General features: G+C 33.1%; 19 protein-coding genes. 4 read left to right on the top strand and 15 right to left on the bottom strand.

From position 1 onward, the window contains the following. Window positions 1-5: 5 nt before the first annotated feature. On the bottom strand, window positions 6-413 hold the full coding sequence (locus tag NJT12_RS15315; RefSeq protein ID WP_271336789.1) for a YtxH domain-containing protein: 408 nt from the start codon (window positions 411-413) through the stop codon (window positions 6-8). A gap of 151 nt (window positions 414-564) precedes the next feature. Continuing rightward, the gene (locus NJT12_RS15310; RefSeq protein WP_271336788.1) at window positions 565-1,464 is read right to left on the bottom strand and encodes a NifU family protein; all 900 of its coding nucleotides are present in this window, start codon (window positions 1,462-1,464) and stop codon (window positions 565-567) included. A 143-nt stretch (window positions 1,465-1,607) separates the two neighbouring features. Here NJT12_RS15310 and NJT12_RS15305 point away from each other — a divergent pair, with 143 nt between their 5' ends. Both NJT12_RS15305 and NJT12_RS15300 read left to right on the top strand, forming a co-directional pair. Continuing rightward, window positions 1,608-2,597 (top strand): PorP/SprF family type IX secretion system membrane protein, encoded by a 990-nt coding sequence (locus NJT12_RS15305; RefSeq protein ID WP_271336787.1) that lies wholly within the window; start codon window positions 1,608-1,610, stop codon window positions 2,595-2,597. A 10-nt stretch (window positions 2,598-2,607) separates the two neighbouring features. After that, the gene (locus NJT12_RS15300) at window positions 2,608-3,126 is read left to right on the top strand and encodes a gamma carbonic anhydrase family protein (RefSeq protein ID WP_271336786.1); all 519 of its coding nucleotides are present in this window, start codon (window positions 2,608-2,610) and stop codon (window positions 3,124-3,126) included. Window positions 3,127-3,219: 93 nt separating this feature from the next. Here NJT12_RS15300 and NJT12_RS15295 read toward each other — a convergent pair whose 3' ends face one another. The 6 genes from NJT12_RS15295 to NJT12_RS15270 all read right to left on the bottom strand — a co-directional run bounded on the left by NJT12_RS15295 (window position 3,220) and on the right by NJT12_RS15270 (window position 7,978). Then, on the bottom strand, window positions 3,220-3,936 hold the full coding sequence (locus tag NJT12_RS15295) for a LytR/AlgR family response regulator transcription factor (protein WP_271336785.1): 717 nt from the start codon (window positions 3,934-3,936) through the stop codon (window positions 3,220-3,222). A gap of 102 nt (window positions 3,937-4,038) precedes the next feature. Then, entirely contained in the window at window positions 4,039-4,749 is a 711-nt protein-coding gene (locus tag NJT12_RS15290) for a dioxygenase family protein (RefSeq protein ID WP_271336784.1), read from the bottom strand. A gap of 11 nt (window positions 4,750-4,760) precedes the next feature. Continuing rightward, window positions 4,761-5,867 (bottom strand): sensor histidine kinase, encoded by a 1,107-nt coding sequence (locus NJT12_RS15285; RefSeq protein WP_271336783.1) that lies wholly within the window; start codon window positions 5,865-5,867, stop codon window positions 4,761-4,763. Continuing rightward, complete coding sequence (locus tag NJT12_RS15280) at window positions 5,868-6,200, bottom strand: DUF4907 domain-containing protein (protein ID WP_271336782.1); 333 nt, start codon at window positions 6,198-6,200, stop codon at window positions 5,868-5,870. Then, a complete protein-coding gene (locus tag NJT12_RS15275; protein WP_271336781.1) occupies window positions 6,190-7,197 on the bottom strand; it encodes a Kelch repeat-containing protein in 1,008 nt (335 codons plus the stop codon). Before NJT12_RS15275 ends, NJT12_RS15280 begins: the two co-directional genes overlap by 11 nt. 16 nt (window positions 7,198-7,213) lie before the next feature. Continuing rightward, the gene (locus NJT12_RS15270) at window positions 7,214-7,978 is read right to left on the bottom strand and encodes a DUF6268 family outer membrane beta-barrel protein (RefSeq protein WP_271336780.1); all 765 of its coding nucleotides are present in this window, start codon (window positions 7,976-7,978) and stop codon (window positions 7,214-7,216) included. Between the two features lie 311 nt (window positions 7,979-8,289). Between NJT12_RS15270 and NJT12_RS15265 the strand changes: the two genes are divergently transcribed. Beyond that, window positions 8,290-9,618, top strand: coding sequence for a DUF4270 family protein (locus tag NJT12_RS15265; protein WP_271336779.1), 1,329 nt, complete (start codon window positions 8,290-8,292; stop codon window positions 9,616-9,618). Then, window positions 9,619-10,854, top strand: a complete 1,236-nt coding sequence (gene bamG, locus NJT12_RS15260; protein WP_271336778.1) for a BamG family beta-barrel-assembly machinery protein — start codon at window positions 9,619-9,621, stop codon at window positions 10,852-10,854. Between the two features lie 12 nt (window positions 10,855-10,866). Here the strand turns inward: bamG and murI are convergent, their stop codons facing one another. From murI to NJT12_RS15225, 7 genes are all read right to left on the bottom strand, one after another. Continuing rightward, the gene (gene murI, locus NJT12_RS15255) at window positions 10,867-11,643 is read right to left on the bottom strand and encodes a glutamate racemase (RefSeq protein ID WP_271336776.1); all 777 of its coding nucleotides are present in this window, start codon (window positions 11,641-11,643) and stop codon (window positions 10,867-10,869) included. A gap of 155 nt (window positions 11,644-11,798) precedes the next feature. Further along, window positions 11,799-12,302, bottom strand: a complete 504-nt coding sequence (locus tag NJT12_RS15250; protein WP_271336775.1) for an OmpH/Skp family outer membrane protein — start codon at window positions 12,300-12,302, stop codon at window positions 11,799-11,801. A gap of 14 nt (window positions 12,303-12,316) precedes the next feature. Beyond that, window positions 12,317-13,318, bottom strand: a complete 1,002-nt coding sequence (locus NJT12_RS15245; RefSeq protein ID WP_271336774.1) for an OmpH/Skp family outer membrane protein — start codon at window positions 13,316-13,318, stop codon at window positions 12,317-12,319. A gap of 47 nt (window positions 13,319-13,365) precedes the next feature. Beyond that, a complete protein-coding gene (locus tag NJT12_RS15240) occupies window positions 13,366-16,113 on the bottom strand; it encodes a BamA/OMP85 family outer membrane protein (RefSeq protein WP_271336773.1) in 2,748 nt (915 codons plus the stop codon). After that, complete coding sequence (locus NJT12_RS15235) at window positions 16,046-16,786, bottom strand: isoprenyl transferase (protein WP_271336772.1); 741 nt, start codon at window positions 16,784-16,786, stop codon at window positions 16,046-16,048. The genes NJT12_RS15240 and NJT12_RS15235 overlap by 68 nt, the downstream gene beginning before the upstream one ends. Before the next feature lie 4 nt (window positions 16,787-16,790). Continuing rightward, window positions 16,791-17,474 carry a type IX secretion system protein PorG gene (gene porG / locus NJT12_RS15230; RefSeq protein WP_271336771.1) on the bottom strand — a complete coding sequence of 228 codons (684 nt, stop codon included), beginning with the start codon at window positions 17,472-17,474 and terminating at the stop codon, window positions 16,791-16,793. Window positions 17,475-17,647: 173 nt separating this feature from the next. After that, the gene (locus tag NJT12_RS15225; RefSeq protein ID WP_271336770.1) at window positions 17,648-18,535 is read right to left on the bottom strand and encodes an NAD kinase; all 888 of its coding nucleotides are present in this window, start codon (window positions 18,533-18,535) and stop codon (window positions 17,648-17,650) included. Between the last annotated feature and the right edge of the window lie 76 nt (window positions 18,536-18,611).

The following is an 18,611-nucleotide window of genomic DNA, read 5'->3' as shown; positions in this document are numbered from 1 at the left end:
AGCTTCTATTCCTTAACAGGGATAGGATCAATAATTTGGTCAGCTGTAGTTTCAGTTTTTGCGCTAATATCAGCTACCGTTTCAGAAGCAACTGCTTTAGTATCACTGGTTAGTTCACTTGCCTTTTCTTTTACAGAATCGATTACATCACTTAATGAATCTGATGCTTTTTCGACATATTCACTTACAATTTCTTTAGCATTATGTGCATATTCTGATGCATTGTCAAGAATTGGTTCAGAAGCTTCTTTTACTTTTGCGATAGTTTCTTCTGCAAAAGTTTCTGCCTTCTCGATGTAAGGAGTAGCAGCTTCCTTAACTTGTTCAAATGTAGTTTCGGCTTGTGTTGCCAAATCAGAAGCAGAATCTTTGGCCGTGCCAAATAAATTCTTAAAAAATGAAGATAATCCCATGGTTTTATATTGATTAGTTTAGAATACAATATTAACTGTTTTTATAATAAGAATGAGATAATAATTTATTGATAATTAGGCAGATATACGTTTAACGAAAAAAGCGCCTGCCAAATGGCAAACGCTTTTCCTATTTTACTAAAATAAATTTTTATGCATTTATAGCTTCCACTTTAATAGCCTCATCGTTTAACATACTTTTCAGCATATTTTCGATTCCGCTTTTTAAAGTAAAAGTAGAAGACGGACAACCGCTGCAAGCACCTTGTAGAATTACTTTTACCGTTTTGTCATCTTCATTATAAGAGTCAAAAGCAATATTTCCACCATCAGCCGCAACTGCCGGTTTTACATATTCTTCCAGAATATTAATGATTTGCTGCGATGTAGTATCTAGTTTGTCAAATGCTTCATCTTTAGTAATATCATTTTTAGTTGCCACTTCGATTAAGTTTTCATCCAAAACAGTTCCTCCGTTTTCGATAAATTGCTTAATAAAAGTTCTTACTTCCAATGTAATTTCATCCCAGTCGTTGATGTCATATTTAGTTACCGAAATATAGTTCTCATCAATAAAAACTTCTTTTACATAAGGAAATTTAAACAATTCCTTAGCCAATGGCGAAGAAGCAGTCTGATCTATGTTTTTATATTCAATAGCATTTTTAGTCAACATTCTGCTAACCACAAATTTTAATGCAGCAGGATTTGGTGTTGTTTCCCCGTAAACAGTAATAGGTTGTTTTTTAGGTTGGTTTTCATCCACTTTTATAATAACACCGCCTTTATCTACAAATGAAGTAATTTGCTCAGCAACAGCATCTTTTACATCATCCCATTCAACAATACTATATCTTTCGATAGCGATAAAATTTCCTGAGATATAGACTGTTTTTACAAATGGAAGATAAAATAATTGTTGTGCTAATGGTGATGCCTCGGCTTCATCAATATTTTTAAATTCGAAGTTTTGATTTTTTGTAATGAAATCTTCAAATTCAAACTTTAGTATAGCTGGATTTTGAGTTTCTTTTATGGTGATTTTTGTCATGATTTGTAATTTTTCACAAATTTAGTAAAGTTATTTTCTACTAATACCTATATTTGATTTTTTAATAAAATAATTAAGACTCTTTTCAAATAAATCGTATTAAATTATGAGAGTCTAAAAAATATTTAAACAAAATTGCCTTTATGGAATTTAAAATCAGGGTTTTATTTATTTTTCTCATAACAACATTTTATTCATATTCGCAAGAAGGAATTCCAGTTTACTCTGATTATTTATCAGATAACTACTACCTGATTCACCCCTCGATGGCGGGCGCTGCCAATTGTGCAAAAATAAGATTGACAGCCAGAAAACAATGGTTTGGTCAGGATGATGCACCGGCATTGCAAACCTTAACTTTTAACGGAAAAGTGGGAGAACGCTCAGGAGCCGGAATTATTATTTTTAATGATAAAAATGGTTACCATTCGCAAAAAGGAGTAAAGCTTACTTATGCTCATCATATCATGTTTTCGAGAGATGAACTCGATTTAAATCAGCTGTCTTTTGGTATTAGCGGGGGATTAATTCAAAGCCAGCTGGATGAAACCAAATTTGGAGGGACTTTTGATCCAATCGTTTTTGGTTCTATTCAAAAAGATTCCTATTTCAATGTTGATTTTGGAGCATCCTATAATTATCTTGATTTTTATGCCCATGCTACTGTACAGGGATTATTGGAAACCAGAAGAGAGTTGTATACGGATTATGAAAGTGATAACTTAAGAAAGTTTCTTTTTAGTGCCGGATATGTTTTTGGTAAAAGAGAGAATATTACCTGGGAACCATCGATTTTGCTTCAGATATTTGATAAAACGAAGCAGAAAACAATTGATTTCAACATGAAAGCTTACAAAAATATGGATTTTGGAAGTTTGTGGGCAGCATTGTCTTACAGAAGAAGTTTTGATGGTGCACAATACAGTACAGCAAGTGGTGTATCGGGTCAGAAATTGCAATACATTACACCTATAATAGGTTTAAATTATAATAATTTTATGTTTGCTTACACGTATTCACAAGTGACAGGCAATGTGAAATTTGATACTGGAGGATACCATCAAATTACTTTAGGAATCAATTTATTTTGTAAAAAGGAACGTTACGATTGTAATTGTCCCGCCATTAACTAAAATTTTTATTATGCTGATTAAATCTGTAAACGGAAAAACACCTTCTATTCCTGAGGATTGTTATGTTGCTGAAAATGCCACAATTGTTGGTGATGTTGTATTTGGGGATTCTTGCAGTGTTTGGTTTAATGCTGTTATCCGCGGAGATGTTAATTTTATATCGATAGGAAATAAGGTTAATATTCAGGACGGAGCTATTATTCATTGTACCTATCAAAAACATCCTACGATTATTGGTAATAATGTTTCTATAGGACATAATGCAATTGTGCACGGATGTACTATTCATGACAATGTTCTGATAGGAATGGGCGCCATCGTAATGGATAATTGTGTTGTAGAAAGTAATTCGATTATAGCTGCCGGTGCAGTTGTTACACAAAATACAGTTGTAGCTTCCGGGACTATTTATGCGGGCGTTCCGGCAAAGAAAGTAAAAGACATTGATCAATCAGATTTTGCAGGCGAAATTGAACGTATTTCGAACAATTATGTCATGTATTCAGGTTGGTTTAAAAACGAAGAATAAGCTAAAATCTCCAAAATAAAAAAATCCCAAATTCCAAAGATGTTTGACTTCTTATTGGAATTTGGGATTTTTTGTTTATTGGAATTTGACGATTTATAAATTGATTCTTTCGAAAAAAGAATTTTTATAGCTTTCGCTTATCGGAATTCGTTTGTCGCTAATCAAAACTTTATTTTTTTGTATTGATTTTACGTGTTTTATATTAATGATATAAGACCTGTGAATTCGGGAGAACCCTTTGCTTGAAAGTAAATTTTCCAGCTTTATTAAACTAATTAAAGTTAATGTGAATTTATTATCTGTGGTGTAAATTTTGACGTAATCTTTTAAACCTTCGATAAATAAAATATCCGAAAAATTCATTTTTACATTTTCGTATTCAGCCCTTACAAACATAAAATCCTGTTCCAGTTCAGGTGCAGTAGTACTTTCAGAAATGGCTTGGATGTTTGTTGACGGATTTAAAACCTGCTGCGCTCTGACAACTGATTTTAAGAAGCGGTGAAATGGAATTGGTTTTACCAGATAATCAACAGCTCCAAGATTAAAACCTTCAACGGCATAATCAGAATAAGCTGTTGTAAAAATTACTAAAGGTTTTTTCTCGATTGTATTCAGGAAATCAATTCCTGAAAAATGAGGCATCTCAATGTCAAGAAAAATCAAATCGACACTGTTCTGATTGATAAAGGAAACAGCATCAATAGCATTATTAAAAGTACTTATCAGTTCAAGTGAATCTACCTTTCGAACAAAATCTTCTAATAATTCAACTGCTAAAGGCTCATCGTCTATAATTACACATTTCATTTGCTAAGGTTTTGAATTTAAATTTTGCTTTGGCAGTCAAAAGTAGTTTTAAACCAGTAAATTAAGTTTTAAAATTATCATAAAATACTGATTAAGCCTTAATTATGTGTTTACCGTGATGGTTTTGCTTAGTGTGTAACCGTCTGTAAGATTGCCTGTTAGCGTCGCTAATTCATCGGCTAAACTATCTGAGAAAACATTGTCTCTTGTGTTTGATGTGTCGGCCTGACCGTGTGCAACATAGTTTTCGCTCGAATAAACAGTACTCGAAACGGTTTCAGGAAAAGCAATTTGTGTTACTAAAAGTGATGCGCCGTTAGTGCTTAGAACTTCAATATGCACATGAGGTGCCCTGCCCTGATACCAACCCGGGAAAATCGAAATAAACGAAACTTCTCCTTTTGAATTGGTGGTTTGTCTTCCTCTCAAAAAATGAACCGATGTATAATCTTTTGGCTGCATTGATGTCCCGCCATATTCAGAATAATTACCATCTTTATCACAATGCCAAACGTCAACTAAAACGCCTGATAGTGGTGAACAGTTATTATTTTTATTCTCGATTACTAAGTTTATAAGTAAAGCAACTCCAATTCGGTCTGATTTTATATTTTCTAGAACCAACTGACTTGGGGTTTTGATAGGGAATGGGCCTTTTGTTTCTGATGGGGAAACAGTGCAGCTTCCGTCTTCTGAAGAGCTGGAGCCGCTATCATCATGATCGTTTTTAGAACAGGATTCTAATAGTTTAGAAGCTGTTGCTAACGAAGCAATTCCTAAAATACTATTTCGGATAAATTTTTTTCTGTCCATAGTCAGCTTAATTAATTTATTGCAGTTTGAATTTTATCTAATTTTAAATTCAGATGTACACGGTAATATTGATTGTCCTGTGTTATGCTAAGTTCGTGAGCGTTTGGATAAAGCAAGTCCAGTCGATTTTGAATATTAACAAGTCCAATTCCCGAGTTTTCAGGATCTTTAACATAATTTTCGATCGTATTTTCGATCCAGAAATCAAGCGTGTTTTCGAGAATAAAAATTTTGATTTTTACATGGGCGGCACCTTTGTAATCCGTTCCATATTTAAAAGCATTTTCAACAAACGAAATCAATAACAAGGGTTCGATAAACTTGTTCCTGGTATCGCCATGAACATTGATAAAGATATCTTCGATATTGTTAAGTCTGAGCTTTTGTAACTCTATATAATTCTGAATATAATTGACTTCTTTTTCTAAAGCCACCGTTTTATTGTCAGTTTCATACAGCATATAGCGCATCAATTCTGATAATGTAACAATGGCATCAGGGACCAAATCAGATTTTTTGTGTGCCAGAGAATAGATACTATTTAATGAATTGAATAAAAAATGCGGATTAGTTTGTTTGCGTAAATAGATCAATTCAGTATTTGTTCGATGTGTTTCGGCAATTAACTTGTTTTGCTGATTGTTATAAAACTCTGTAAGCGTTCTAATAACGGCACTTATGGTAATAATTAAAATATAGAAAAATGAAGGGCCAATTTTAAAGAATAAAGGTGGCCTTGTTGCCAACGACATTGGTTTGAATCTTTTGTTTTTTAAAAACAGTTTAAGTTCTTCCGGAGGCGGCATCATTCGTGTCCTTGCAAACTTAATTTCAGGAATAAAATAATTAATTCTGATAATCATAAACAGCAGGATCACAGCAAAAACAAAAGTAAAATAAAGCCAGTATTTTTTCTCTAAAAGCAAGACAGGTACCAAATAAAAATAGTTCAGATAAAACAAAATAATTCCAGTAGTCCATTGTACATAAAAATCATTGTTGATCGCAAACGGACTTTCATAAAATTCAATTAATGAAGTCAGGATAAAGAATAACCAGATGATACTATGGAATAGAATTTTATTTGAGCTTGTATTTTTGATAATGTCTAGTGTCATTTATAATTTAATTTTTAATAAAATTAAATCATTTTTGGTTATGGTTGGTGATATGTTGTTGTTGAGTTTCTCTACAACTAAATGACCTACTTTTAAAGCATCACTTTCTGTCGAAAAACTTTTGTTATCGTTTATGACTGGAATAATAGCCTGCTTGATGATGATTTTGTTCTTTGTAGCGATCGAATAACCCCAACCTGACGTAGTTTTGAAGGCTTCGATTTTAAAAGTTTCATTTTTCGCACAGGCTAAAAATTGTAAAATAAGTATCGCAAGCAATACATTCTTCTGGATTTTACCCCAGAAGAATTGTTTTTGAATGTTAATTGTCATTGTCATTTTGCTCTTCTAGAGGTTTAAATTCCCAGGTATCATCAAAGTAAGTAGAACCCACTCTGCCCAGCATATAAAAACCACGATTATTGATTGCAAACCCAACAGCATCTGTTCTGGTAGCACCTTCCATAGGAGTTCTTTCTACCCATAAATCCGTTGCAGGATTGTATTCCCAGATTGTTTTTATGCTTTCTCCACCCACAACATAACCTAATCCGTTCATTGAAAAACCAGAGGCATTCGAACGAACGATTGCATAATCGTCATTGTAAGTGTAGTCGTCATCAGTATTTTTATTGATGTCACGTTTTCTGGTCCATACTTCAGTAGCGGGATCAAATTCCCAGAAATCTTCCTGATAAACAGCATTGTTGCTTCCTGTTACTAAATAAGCTTTATCACCAATTACAAAAGTGGTAGCATTACGTCTTTTGTTTCCTCCAAATCCATTTACCAATGTCCATGAGTTTGTCAGGTCATTGTATTGATAGAAATCTTTTAGGTAATTCCCATCATATCCAGTTCCAAAATAAGCTTTTCCTCCCGCTTGAAAACCTACCGCACCAAAGCGGCCTGTTCCGGCAAAATCAGTTTTTTGAGTCCAGCTATTACTGGTAGGATCGTATTGATAAAAATCTTTCAATCTATTTGTTCCATCATATCCAAGACCAACATAACCTTTCTCGTTAAGCGTAAAACTAGATGCAGAACTTCTTCCAACTCCTGAAAAATCCGCCTTTTGTTCCCAATAGTCTCCAGAAGAATTATATGACCATAAATCTTTTAAATATACATCTCCCGTGTAACCTGTCGCTACATAAGCATAATCCCCAATAACAAAACTGGTTGCACTAGATCTGGCAGGTCCGTCAAATGCTGATTTTTTTACCCAGTTCCCCATTAAATCATCATCATCATTGTCGTTACTGCAGCCTATAAAAAAAAGACCGGAAAACAATGCCGAGAATAATATTCCTTTTTTAAAATTATTCATAGTGTATTAAATTTATTTATTGTTTGTATTTGATGCCAATTCCTAAAACACAACCATTACCGGTATTAAAATCATATACTTTATGATTGTCATTATCGATCAGATTGTATTTTTTATTAAAATCATACCCAGCTTTAAAATTTAGAAACCAGTTTTTGTCGACATTTCTTTCGTATTCAAGCGCTGACGTCATTTGTGATAAGCTAACTTTTGTGGCGTTCGTATTTAGATCGCTTTGAGAATCTAAATGATAAAAATTACCATTGAAGCTATTGCTCAGACTGAACTTATTTCGGATATTATTAGAATATGAAATCTTTGAATCCGGAAATCCAATCATCAAAGAACTTGCATTGCTTATTTGATAGTTTAGAGACAAAACAGGCATGAATTTAGGAGATCCAAAAACAGTTGTTCTGGCTGCCCCAATGTTGATAATTGTATTTGAATTTAAACGCTGCTTAATCTCAAAACTTCCCAAAACTGAAAATGCATCCATGTCTAAATTGCTTTGAAAATTTACTGTCGGGGTAATTGAAAAATTCAGACTTGTTGCATTTGAAATTTCATGAGAAAATTCAACCTTGTTTTTAATCTGATTAAATCGATCCAAATTCTCATACGGATTATTATAATGGTCTATTTCATAATTCACTTTCAGATTCGAATACTCTAGTGTGTTTGTTATCTTGTTTTTTACGCCTATTTTCTTGTTAAACGATATACCGATATTGGTTTCGTTAAAATCAATTTTGTCAGTTGGTTCTGTTTTTACATTCATGTTAACTGAAAAGCTCTCCTGAGCTTTCATGTTGAAAATTGAAATCAAAAAAATCGACCAAATTAAAAACCTTGTTTTCATTACTTGTTTATTGGTTCAAAAGTAGGAGGGTAATGGTTTTAAAAAAAAGAAGATATATGTATGCCACTTTTTGATAGACTAAACAGCCTTTTTTAAGGTTGAATGAATTATTAAGGAGCATTTATCTATTGTAGATCGTTTTTTGCTGTTTATAGGGTAAAAAGGCGTGACTGTATATGTTATAGTGTAGTGCAGAAGAGTGCATTTTATATTTGTTCAAAAAATTGATTATGCACAAGTTTATATTGATGATGTTTTTGGCTGTGACCGCAATTTCATGCGGAACAGATGCTGATGCCGGCGAATTTGTTGTTGGATCTGATTATCTGGCTGTTGGTAATAAAGTTATTTTAATTGATACCCTGACAGTCGAAATGTCTACGATTAATTTTGATTCTCTTGTTACTTCGAATCAAAATCGAATTTTGATTGGGAATTATGAAGATCCAATTTATGGGAAGGTAAAATCGAACAGCTATTTTCAATTATCAGGAGAATCATATCTGTTAAAAAGTAGTGGATCTGATACAGAAACGACCAATTATGTTTTTGATTCGATTGCAATGATTCTAAAATATGATAACTATTATTATGGTGATACTACAAAGGTGCAAACGTTCGATATTCATCGAGTGACTCAACGGGTAAGACCCAATACTGATGATTATAGTTTTTATAATAATTCGACTTTAAGTTATAGTGATGAAAGCCTCGGAACAATTTCATACAAGCCAAGGCCAACCGAAAAAGACTCTATTAATATTAAAATGAGTGATGTGTTTGGTGCGGCACTTTTTCAGAAATTAAAGAAAAAAGAAATTACAGACTTTGATACTTTTACTGAGTATCTAAAGGGTTTGGTTTTGGTGCCATCAACATCTAATTCATCCAGCGTTACGGGTTTTCATGTTGCAACAAGTAAGATACGAATGTATTATTCAAAGTATCAGGCAGGGGCAGAAGAAGTTCCTTTTATTATAGATTTTACGATTCTGGATGCCGGAAAGCAATTCAATTCAATTTCATCAGATAAAACCGGAACCTTACTTGAAAACTTACCTATTTCGACTGGTAAGTTGTCAAGCTCATTAACAAACCGGCAGGGATTTATTCAGTCAGGAACAGGAGTAGCCTGCAGGATTGATTTCCCCAATATTAAACAGCTCAAACATATTTCAGCAAACGGAGCAATTGTAGATGCTCAGATATTCCTGAGAGCCGTTAATAATACCTATTCGCAAAAATATCCTCTAGCAGATTCCCTACAGGTTTATGTAGGCGATAATTTAAATAGAATTAGTGCCTCATTAGTAAATTCTGCGGGCAAAACGATTTTTGGTACTCTGAATAAAAAAAGTGATGAGTTTAATGAGAATGTTGGTTATACAATTCCAATTGGTGCTTTTTTACAGAAAGAAATGCTGAAGCAATCTGATTCCAGATCTTCTCTCATTCTAACATTACCGGGGCTTTCTAAATCCGTAAACCGCGTTGTTTTAGGAGATCAGAAACATGAGAACAATAAAATCCAAATTAAAATTTATTACATCTCCTATTAAATGAAAAGTAAAATAGCATATTTAGGTGGCGCCATTTTGATGTCGCTAACTTCATTTTCTCAAAGTATTTCAAGTTCTCCTTATTCATTATACGGAGTTGGTAGTGTCTATGATGCTGATTTTGGAGTAATTCCTTCAATTGGTTCCTCAGGAATGGCTTTACCTTCAGATACTTTTATAAATAATCTAAATCCGGCATCTTTGGGCTATTTGCCCCAAAATCACTTTATGTTTGATATTGGTGGAAAAGCGATTTCAACAACTTACGAAAGTGGTTCAAAAAGTGAAAGCCGTAATAACTTTCAATTCTCACATATTGCTCTTGCTTTTCCGGTTACTAAAAATTCCGGATTTAGTGTTTCGCTTCGACCGTATTCAAGTGCTGCATTTAAAATTTCTAATTTAAAATTACCAATAGAAAATAGTCAGGATTTTTATTATTTAACTGCCGTAGGTTCAGGAGGATTAAATAATTTTGATTTTTCATACGGATACCGATTCGGGAAAAAATTAGCTGTAGGAGCATCCGCAGCTGTGTTGTTTGGAAATACCACTGATGATAGACATTTTTTGATAATGAATTCTATTACCAGTATTCAAAAAAAGACAACTTATAATGGTGTAAGAGCGACATTAGGAGCACAGTATAAAATTGATTCTACATTTACTATTGCGACAACATTTAAGCTTCCAACTCAAATTAAGGCGGCTAAAGTTCAAACGGTTCAAACAATTACTGATGAGGTCGTAACAACCGTAGAGTCTAATGTGGCTTCTGATACAGATGATTATTATATGCCTTTAGAAATGGGTGTTGGGATTAGTAAGCGCTTTAAAAACAATTTGAATATGACACTGGATTATGAGAAGAGTTTATGGAGTGATAGTAATCAATCTGAATTATATGGAAATTTTGTGAACCAGGATCGATTTGCACTTGGATTTACATATAGTAGTAAAAAGAATATTCGAAAATATTGGGATAGGGTTCAATATGCAACAGGTGTGAATTTTGATACCGGCTATCTTGAGGTTGACGGAAAAAGGGTGAATAACGCAGCGATTTCTGTTGGACTTACCTTGCCAATAGATAATACGTATTCGGCTTTGCATATTTCATATTCATACGGACAAAAAGGAAGGGTTTCGGATAATTTGATCAAAGAAAATTATCATAAAATATCACTTAATTTATCATTGGATGGGATTTGGTTCATCAAACGAAAAATAGACTAGGACACCTAATATCTAAAAGTCTTTTTCGATTACAGGATATTTATAACCTAAGATTGATTTTAAAACTTCAGGATTCGAATTGACATAAAATACAGGATCACTTTTTTGCTGGTCTGTAAAACCAACTTTTTCACGCAAAATATTCTGAGTCTGTCTTGCTACAGCCTCTCCGGAATCTATAATATGAATATGCTCCGGCAGGATTTTTTTAATCTGAGGGATTAAGTAGGGGTAGTGGCTGCACCCTAAAACAAGATAATCAATATTAGCATCGATCATGGGTTGCAAATAGGATTCTAATAATTGCGTCATTTCTGGCGAATTCAGATTACCATCTTCAATAAGCTGAACAAGTCCATAGCCAACTTGTTCAATTATTTTGGTGTTTTGAAACATTTCTGCTGTCTTATTAAATAGCTCACTATTCAGTGTTCCTTTTGTGGCTAAAATGCCAATAACTTGTGTTTTCGAATTATTAGCGGCAGGCTTTATTGCAGGTTCAATTCCTATAAACGGAATATCATAATCAGCACGAAGTTCCAGAATTGCATTTGTTGTGGCAGTATTACAGGCGATAACGATCAGTTTGCAATTCATGTCCAGTAAAAAATCAACATTCTTTTTGCTTAACGCAACAATCTCTTCTTTGGTTCTCTGACCGTAAGGAGCATTTTTACTATCGGCAAGGTAAATAGTTTTTTCGTTTGGAAGTAAGTTATGAATGGCATTCCAAATGGAAGTTCCTCCAATACCGGAATCAAAAACGCCTATAGGATTGTTATTCGTCATAATGCAAATTTAGTGTTTTTTGAAATAAATCTATATTCCAATTTACGTGAAATGTGCGAATTTTTCGGTTTTTTAGTTTTAATTTAATGTAAAAAAAAACTGCTTAAAACTTTTGAAAGTTTAAGCAGTTTTTTTTATTTTAAGGAAACTGTTTTTTAGAATCCTAAATCTTTTTTTACATCAGCAGTAATGTTTGGACCATCAGCTAATAAAAGAGTAGAACCATCTAATACATATTGGAAACCTTTAGCTTTTCCAACTTTTGAGATAGAAGCTCTTACTTTTTCCATTAATGGTTTTACGATGTCAGTTTCTTTTTGTTGTAATTCTTTTTGAGCGTTGTCTCTGTAATCAACGATTCTTTTTTGCATGTCCTGAACTTCTTTAGAACGTTCTCCGTTTACAGCATCAGTTACAGTTGCAGCTTCACCTTCATACTTTTTGATTTTTACTTGGTATTCGTCAACCATTTTTTTGTATTCAGCATCGTATGTACCACTTAATTTTTGTAGTTGATTTTGTGCATCCAGCATTGCAGGCATTTTCGACATGATCTCGCTAACATCAACATGAGCTACCTTAGCTTGTGCGTTCATTGTGTTACTTGCTCCTAAAATTAGTAGTGCAGCAATTAGTAAAGTTTTGATTTGTTTCATCATTTTTAAAATATTAATTAATTATTGGTCGTATTTGCTTTTTGTGTTTCGGCCTCTTTTGCTTTTTTAGCCGCTTCGCGTTCTTCTAAAATTTTCTTTCTTCTTTCTTCTAACTCTTTTTTACGCTGTTCATAAAGTTTTTGTCTTTCTTCAGCTTTATTTACTGCCGGATCAGCGGTTGTTGTTTCAGTAGATGTGGCAGCAGGTTTTGCTGTTGCGTCAGTTTTAGTTGCATCTGTTTTGGCTGGTTCAGAAACCGTGCCATTTTTTTTAGCTTCCCTTTCTGCTGCAATTGCTTTCCTTCTGTCGTCGTATTCTTTTTTCTTGGCTTCCTGTTCTAATCGTCTGTCCTCAATTAATTTCTCTCTGGCCGTTCTTTTCTCTTCTAGTGCTTTTTGTCTGTCCTGTAATGCCGGATTTTCATCAATGGCATTTTCGATACTTTCTTTAGCTTCCTGATCTTTCAATTGTTTTTTAGTCAGTTGCTCTCTCTTATCAGTTCTGTTTAAAACACGTATTACCTGATCGCTTATGTCAAATCTTTTGTTACTGAAAAGCATTGTCAGATCAGATGATTTGTCAAAGATAAAATCATAATTTTTAGCTTCAGCAATATCCTGAACAGCAGTAAAAACCTGATCTTGTATTGGTTTTGCCAACGAAGCTTTTTGATGCATTAAATTTCCATTAGCTCCAAATTGCTTTTCCTGATAAGTCAACATTTCATCTTCAAGAAATTTAATCTCTGTTTCCCTTTCATCAATAAGCTCTTTAGTAAGTAAAGCTCTTTCTGCTTTTAGACCTTCTTTAAGAGTTGTAATGTCTAGTTTTTTAGCTTCTATTTCTTGTTTCCACTTTTGGGCTTTAAGCTCCAACTGAGATTTTGCTTCTTTATAATCAGAGACATTCTCTAAAATATACTCCATGTCAATGTAACCAATCCTTGTCGTTCTAGTCTGAGCGTTACTTGTATTTACAACAATCACGGCCAAAAACATAAATAAAAATTGCTTTCTCATAACATTAGTATATTTTAAATTTTTAAACAAATGTATTAAAAATTCTACTAAAATTGTTGTCCAATGATAAAGTGAATTTCTTTACCGTGTGCTTTTGTTTCTCCTGGTTGAGGATCGAAACCGTAACCCCAGTCAATACCTAATAATCCAAATGCAGGCATGAATACACGTAAACCAACACCAGCAGAGCGGTAAAGGTCAAAAGGGTTATAATCTTTAAAGGTTGGATATGATGATCCAGCTTCTAAGAAAGCCAACGCATAAATAGATGCAGATGATTTTAATGTAATTGGGTAACGTAATTCCATAGAGAACTTATTATAAATAGTTGCTCCAATTTGCTCATTTCTTGAATTTACAGGGGTTAGGGAATTATTTTCATAACCTCTTAATCCAATAGTTTCTCTACCATCCATTGAGTACATAGCCATTCCGTCTCCTCCTAAATAGAAACGCTCAAATGGTACATCACCTCTTGCCTGGTCATAAGCACCTAAGAAACCAAATTCAGTTAATGTTCTTAGAACTAATTTACCATATAGTTTAGTATACCAGTCTGCTTTAAATTTAATTTTATAATATTCTAACCAATTGTATTTCTTTTGATCGACTTTCCCCTGATCAGTATCTGCACTTGCATAATCAGATCCAACACTTACAGTACCTGATTGTCCGTTGATAGTTTCCGTTTTAACGTAGTCTCCAGTGTTAAGTGGTTTACCATCTACTCCTGAAGTTGGAGCTCCCGTATATTGTGATTTGTATTCTTTTTGATTTTGTAAGTCTCCGTATTTAACTCCATTAAATAATGAATATGGAGGTGTAAGTTTTGCAGAAACACTAAAATCAGAACCGTATGTCGGGAATATTGGGTTAACCCCTTTATTACTTCTTGAAAGTCCAATTGTATACGCTAAGTTTCTTGACGCTCCGTTACCAAAGGTAAATAAACCTGTATTATAGTTATTTAAATCATAATGTTGGTAACTCACAGATTGTGATAATACAAAATAATCATCCGGCACAGTAAGACGTTTTGCTAAACCAACTTGTAATGTCAGGATGTTAAAACTCTTGCTTTTATCTACAGTTCTTGTAGCATAGTTGTTTAAGAACTGCTTACTATACGAGATAGATGAACTAAATTGTACTGGTTTTTTTCCTCCAAACCATGGTTCTGAGAATGATAAACTATACGTCTGGAAATAAGTACTTCCTTGTAAACGAAGTGCTACTTTTTGACCATCTCCCATTGGTAATGGTTTATAAGATTCCTTGTTGAATATGTTTCTTGCCGAGAAGTTGTTGAAAGATAATCCTAAGGTTCCAATGAAACCTCCACCACCGTAACCTCCTTGAAGTTCAACCTGGCTTGATCCTTTTTCTACAACGTGATATTCAATATCAACAGTTCCTGCTGCAGCATCTACATTTTTGAATTTTGGATCAATAGCTTCAGGATCAAAGAATCCTAATTGTCCAATTTCACGAATAGTTCTAACCAATTGTTCTTTACTGTACTTTTCTCCCGGTTTAGTTCTAAGTTCACGGTATATAACGTGGTCATTGGTTTTATCGTTTCCTACTACAGATATTTTGTTGAAGTAAGCGATAGGACCTTCTGTAACTCTAATTTCAAAATCGATAGTATCGTTTACCGTTTTTACCTCTACAGCATTGATGTTAGAGAACAAATAACCATTGTTTTGGTATAAGTTTGTAATGTCTTCTGCGTCAGGTTTTGTTTTGTCAGCAATACGTTTTTCAAGTAAAACACCATTATAAGTTTCCCCTTTTTTGATTCCTAAATAACGATTTAACAGCTGATCAGAATAAACAGTATTTCCTAAGAATTTAATATTACCAAAGTAGTATTTGTTTCCTTCTTCCATTTTAATTTTGATGGCAAGCATATTCTTCTTCTTGTTATAAGTAACAGAATCATAAATAATTCGTGCATCACGATATCCTTTTTCTTTATAAGAAGCTACAACCTTCTCTAAGTCAGTTTTGTATTTTTCAGGAATAAATTTTGAAGATTTTAAAATGCGGAGTACATTTTTTTGCTTAGTATCTTTCATCGCAGATCTTAATTGGTTACTGCTAAGTTGCTTGTTGCCAATGAAGTCGATACTGCTAATTTTTACTTTATCACCTTTGTCTACCCGAACAAGCATATTTACATGATGCCCATTAATGGTGTCAGGAGTATTTGTAATAGTAACTTTGGTGTTATAAAAACCGTCTTTTTTGTATTTGTTTTCTATGTAATTTTTGGTAGTCGTAACTAAGTTTTCGTTTACAATTTTGTTTTTGGTCAAATTGTTGTCCTTAATTAATCCTTCGATTTTGTTTTTCTTAATACCAACAAATTTTACTTCATTTAGTTTAGGAAGTTCAACAATATTCAGATCCAGATAGATACTGTCATTGTCTATTTTATTTACATAAAAGGATATTTCATCAAATAGGCCAAGTTTACCTAATTTTTTGATAGCACCACTTATTTCTTCTCCGGGTACAGTTATTTCCTGTCCTTTTTGAAGGCCTGAAAAGGTAACTACAGTTTGTTCATTGAAGCTTATTTTACCAACAACAGAAACTTTAGCAAGAATATATTTTTTTCCCTGATCAAAAGGAACTCTTTCTTGTGCTTTTATTTGTGAAAAACTACCCAAAAGAAGTAGGGTAAGGACTATTTGTACTCTTTTTTGTAACACTAAAATATTATTTAATTTGTTCACTGGTTTTTCCAAATCTACGTTCTCTTTTTTGATAACTAATAATAGCCTCATATAAATCTTGATCTTTAAAGTCTGGCCACAAGACATTAGTAAAATATAATTCTGCATAGGCAATTTGCCACAGCAAAAAATTACTTATTCTATGTTCTCCACTTGTTCGTATTAATAAATCTACGTCAGGTAAATTTTGCGTGTAAAGATGCTCATTTATAATTGAATCGTCAATACTGTCTATTGAAATTATATTATTTTTAACTTTATCACTGATGATTCTCACGGCATTTACCAATTCTTCTCTTGATCCGTAACTTAAAGCAAGAGTTAGCGTAAGACGTGTGTTATTTTTTGTTTTGTCAATTACATCCAGCAGCTCTTTTTGAGCTGATTTTGGTAATTTGTCAAGGTTTCCAATTGCATTAAGTTTGATATTGTTTTCTTGTAAAGTACCAAGCTCTTTTTTTAATGAATTGATTAAAATTCTCATTAATGCTTCGACTTCAAGTTTTGGACGATTCCAGTTTTCTGTAGAAAAAGCATATAGCGTTAAATACTCGATGCCAAGTTTAGCACAAGTAGTAATTGTTTTTTTTACAGATTTTGTTCCGTTCTCGTGACCAAATGCTCTTAAAAAACCTTGTTGTTTTGCCCAACGTCCATTTCCGTCCATAATAATGGCCAGATGTTTGGGTAAGTTTGTTTGATCTATAGAGTCTAGTAAATTCATTTTATTATTCTGCGCAATAGCAAGGTTTTTCTCCAAAGGTATAGGTTAAAGTGATTCCTGAAAACACATACCAGTCATTATTATTTAAATTTCCAAAATGCAATTGCTTATAATTGCCATTACTCGGATTACTTCCGTCAATATTATCTGTAAAAGTATAGCGAAGACCAACTTCGGCAGCTAAAACCCAACTAGGTGCTATATTCGATTTGATTCCCAATATCATTGGTATGGCAAATGATCCTGAACTTTTGTCTTTTTTTGTTTGTCCTCCTGTTACATATAATTCATCGTACATAAAGTAGCTCAAACCTGAATATATATAAGGAGTAATTTTTGGATGATAATCATGAAGATTAAAATCAAAGAAATTAAACTCTAAACCCGCAGAAAGCTCTTTTACGGTATTTTTAAAACTATAACCTCGTTGGTTTCTTCCCGATTCATCTGAATCGAGATCGTTTCCTGTAAGAGTTGATTGTGTATAAGAGAAGCGATACGAATGACGCGGGCTTTTATTCCATTTATACAAGATACCAAAGGCTAGTTTTTCAGGAGCAATATAAGTTGTATTTCCTACGTCACCAACAAAGTTGCTTCCGCCTAAAAAAACACCAATCTCATTAATCTGAGCGTTTAGTGTAATAAAGGGAAAAAAGCATAACAATAAATTAAAAATTTTCTTCATTTAATTAAAAATTGCGTGCAAATATAATAATTATCAATACGAATCAACGTTCCTTTAGTTAAATGTGCTTTTTTTTCAATTTGTAATATGATTTTGAGACATTTAATGATGATTCGATACATGCAGAACGGGAAAAAGTAGTATTATCGTATAGTAAGGAATCATAAAAGGACTTAATTTCTCTTATCTTCTCCCCAAAGTAATTTGTTTCGTAACGTTTTCAAGAAAGTTTCACCTGGAATTTCTATCATCTTTATTTTAAAATTTGTTTTGGTAATTGTTAATACAGATTCATTTCTTACCGAAGCAATTCTGGAATCCAGCGAAACTAAATATTGATCTTCTCTTCCTGAAACACGAAGCTTTATCTCGGTATTATCCGGAATAACAAGCGGACGTGCGTTTAGATTATGTGGTGCAATGGGCGTAATAACCAAACTTTCTACATTTGGGGTTAATATTGGTCCGCCACAGCTTAAAGAATATCCTGTTGAGCCAGTTGGTGTAGAGATTATTAATCCATCTGCCCAGTACGAATTCAAATATTCATTATTCAAATAAGTGTCTACCGTAATCATCGAAGTAGTATCTTTTCTGCTTACTGTAACTTCGTTCATGGCAAAATTAAGATCTTCTTCGATAGCGTCATTTTTAGGATCGCAACTTAAACTGAGTAAGGTTCTTTCAGAAATAGTGTAGTTTTTATCAATTACAAACTGCAAAAAATTATCAATACTTTCTTTAGGTACAGTTGCCAGAAATCCTAATCTTCCAGCGTTGATTCCTAAAATTGGTACTCCGGAATTTCGGACTAAAGTAGCAGCTCTTAAAATAGTTCCGTCACCACCAATACTAATCAACATTACAAAACTATCATCTAAAGAAGTACTTGCTGAAAAAGTTTTGTATTCCTTTGTGATAAGTTGCTTTTCATAAAGCATTTTTAAAAAGTTCTCTTCAATAACCATTTCAACATTATTTGAATTGAAAAATATAAAAATATCTTTAATAATAGGCTCTGTACTATTTTGATAATATTGTCCGTAAATGGCTACTTTCATTTTTTAAAATTAGATAATGTGTCAATTAGATAATGTGTCAATGTTTCAATTAGAAAATTACAAAATGTGTAAATTA

Source organism: Flavobacterium azizsancarii (assembly GCF_027980145.1).
In the GTDB taxonomy this organism is placed as follows: Bacteria; Bacteroidota; Bacteroidia; order Flavobacteriales; family Flavobacteriaceae; genus Flavobacterium; species Flavobacterium azizsancarii.
Note: the sequence above shows the minus strand (reverse complement) of the source record. Positions and strands in the feature narration are given on the sequence as shown.

Coding starts and splice junctions, on each gene's coding strand:
- NJT12_RS15315 (WP_271336789.1), bottom strand. CDS start 413: ATGGGATTATCTTCATTTTTTAAGAATTTATTTGGCACGGCCAAAGAT.
- NJT12_RS15310 (WP_271336788.1), bottom strand. CDS start 1,464: ATGACAAAAATCACCATAAAAGAAACTCAAAATCCAGCTATACTAAAG.
- NJT12_RS15305 (WP_271336787.1), top strand. CDS start 1,608: ATGGAATTTAAAATCAGGGTTTTATTTATTTTTCTCATAACAACATTT.
- NJT12_RS15300 (WP_271336786.1), top strand. CDS start 2,608: ATGCTGATTAAATCTGTAAACGGAAAAACACCTTCTATTCCTGAGGAT.
- NJT12_RS15295 (WP_271336785.1), bottom strand. CDS start 3,936: ATGAAATGTGTAATTATAGACGATGAGCCTTTAGCAGTTGAATTATTA.
- NJT12_RS15290 (WP_271336784.1), bottom strand. CDS start 4,749: ATGGACAGAAAAAAATTTATCCGAAATAGTATTTTAGGAATTGCTTCG.
- NJT12_RS15285 (WP_271336783.1), bottom strand. CDS start 5,867: ATGACACTAGACATTATCAAAAATACAAGCTCAAATAAAATTCTATTC.
- NJT12_RS15280 (WP_271336782.1), bottom strand. CDS start 6,200: ATGACAATTAACATTCAAAAACAATTCTTCTGGGGTAAAATCCAGAAG.
- NJT12_RS15275 (WP_271336781.1), bottom strand. CDS start 7,197: ATGAATAATTTTAAAAAAGGAATATTATTCTCGGCATTGTTTTCCGGT.
- NJT12_RS15270 (WP_271336780.1), bottom strand. CDS start 7,978: ATGAATGTAAAAACAGAACCAACTGACAAAATTGATTTTAACGAAACC.
- NJT12_RS15265 (WP_271336779.1), top strand. CDS start 8,290: ATGCACAAGTTTATATTGATGATGTTTTTGGCTGTGACCGCAATTTCA.
- bamG (WP_271336778.1), top strand. CDS start 9,619: ATGAAAAGTAAAATAGCATATTTAGGTGGCGCCATTTTGATGTCGCTA.
- murI (WP_271336776.1), bottom strand. CDS start 11,643: ATGACGAATAACAATCCTATAGGCGTTTTTGATTCCGGTATTGGAGGA.
- NJT12_RS15250 (WP_271336775.1), bottom strand. CDS start 12,302: ATGATGAAACAAATCAAAACTTTACTAATTGCTGCACTACTAATTTTA.
- NJT12_RS15245 (WP_271336774.1), bottom strand. CDS start 13,318: ATGAGAAAGCAATTTTTATTTATGTTTTTGGCCGTGATTGTTGTAAAT.
- NJT12_RS15240 (WP_271336773.1), bottom strand. CDS start 16,113: ATGAGGCTATTATTAGTTATCAAAAAAGAGAACGTAGATTTGGAAAAA.
- NJT12_RS15235 (WP_271336772.1), bottom strand. CDS start 16,786: ATGAATTTACTAGACTCTATAGATCAAACAAACTTACCCAAACATCTG.
- porG (WP_271336771.1), bottom strand. CDS start 17,474: ATGAAGAAAATTTTTAATTTATTGTTATGCTTTTTTCCCTTTATTACA.
- NJT12_RS15225 (WP_271336770.1), bottom strand. CDS start 18,535: ATGAAAGTAGCCATTTACGGACAATATTATCAAAATAGTACAGAGCCT.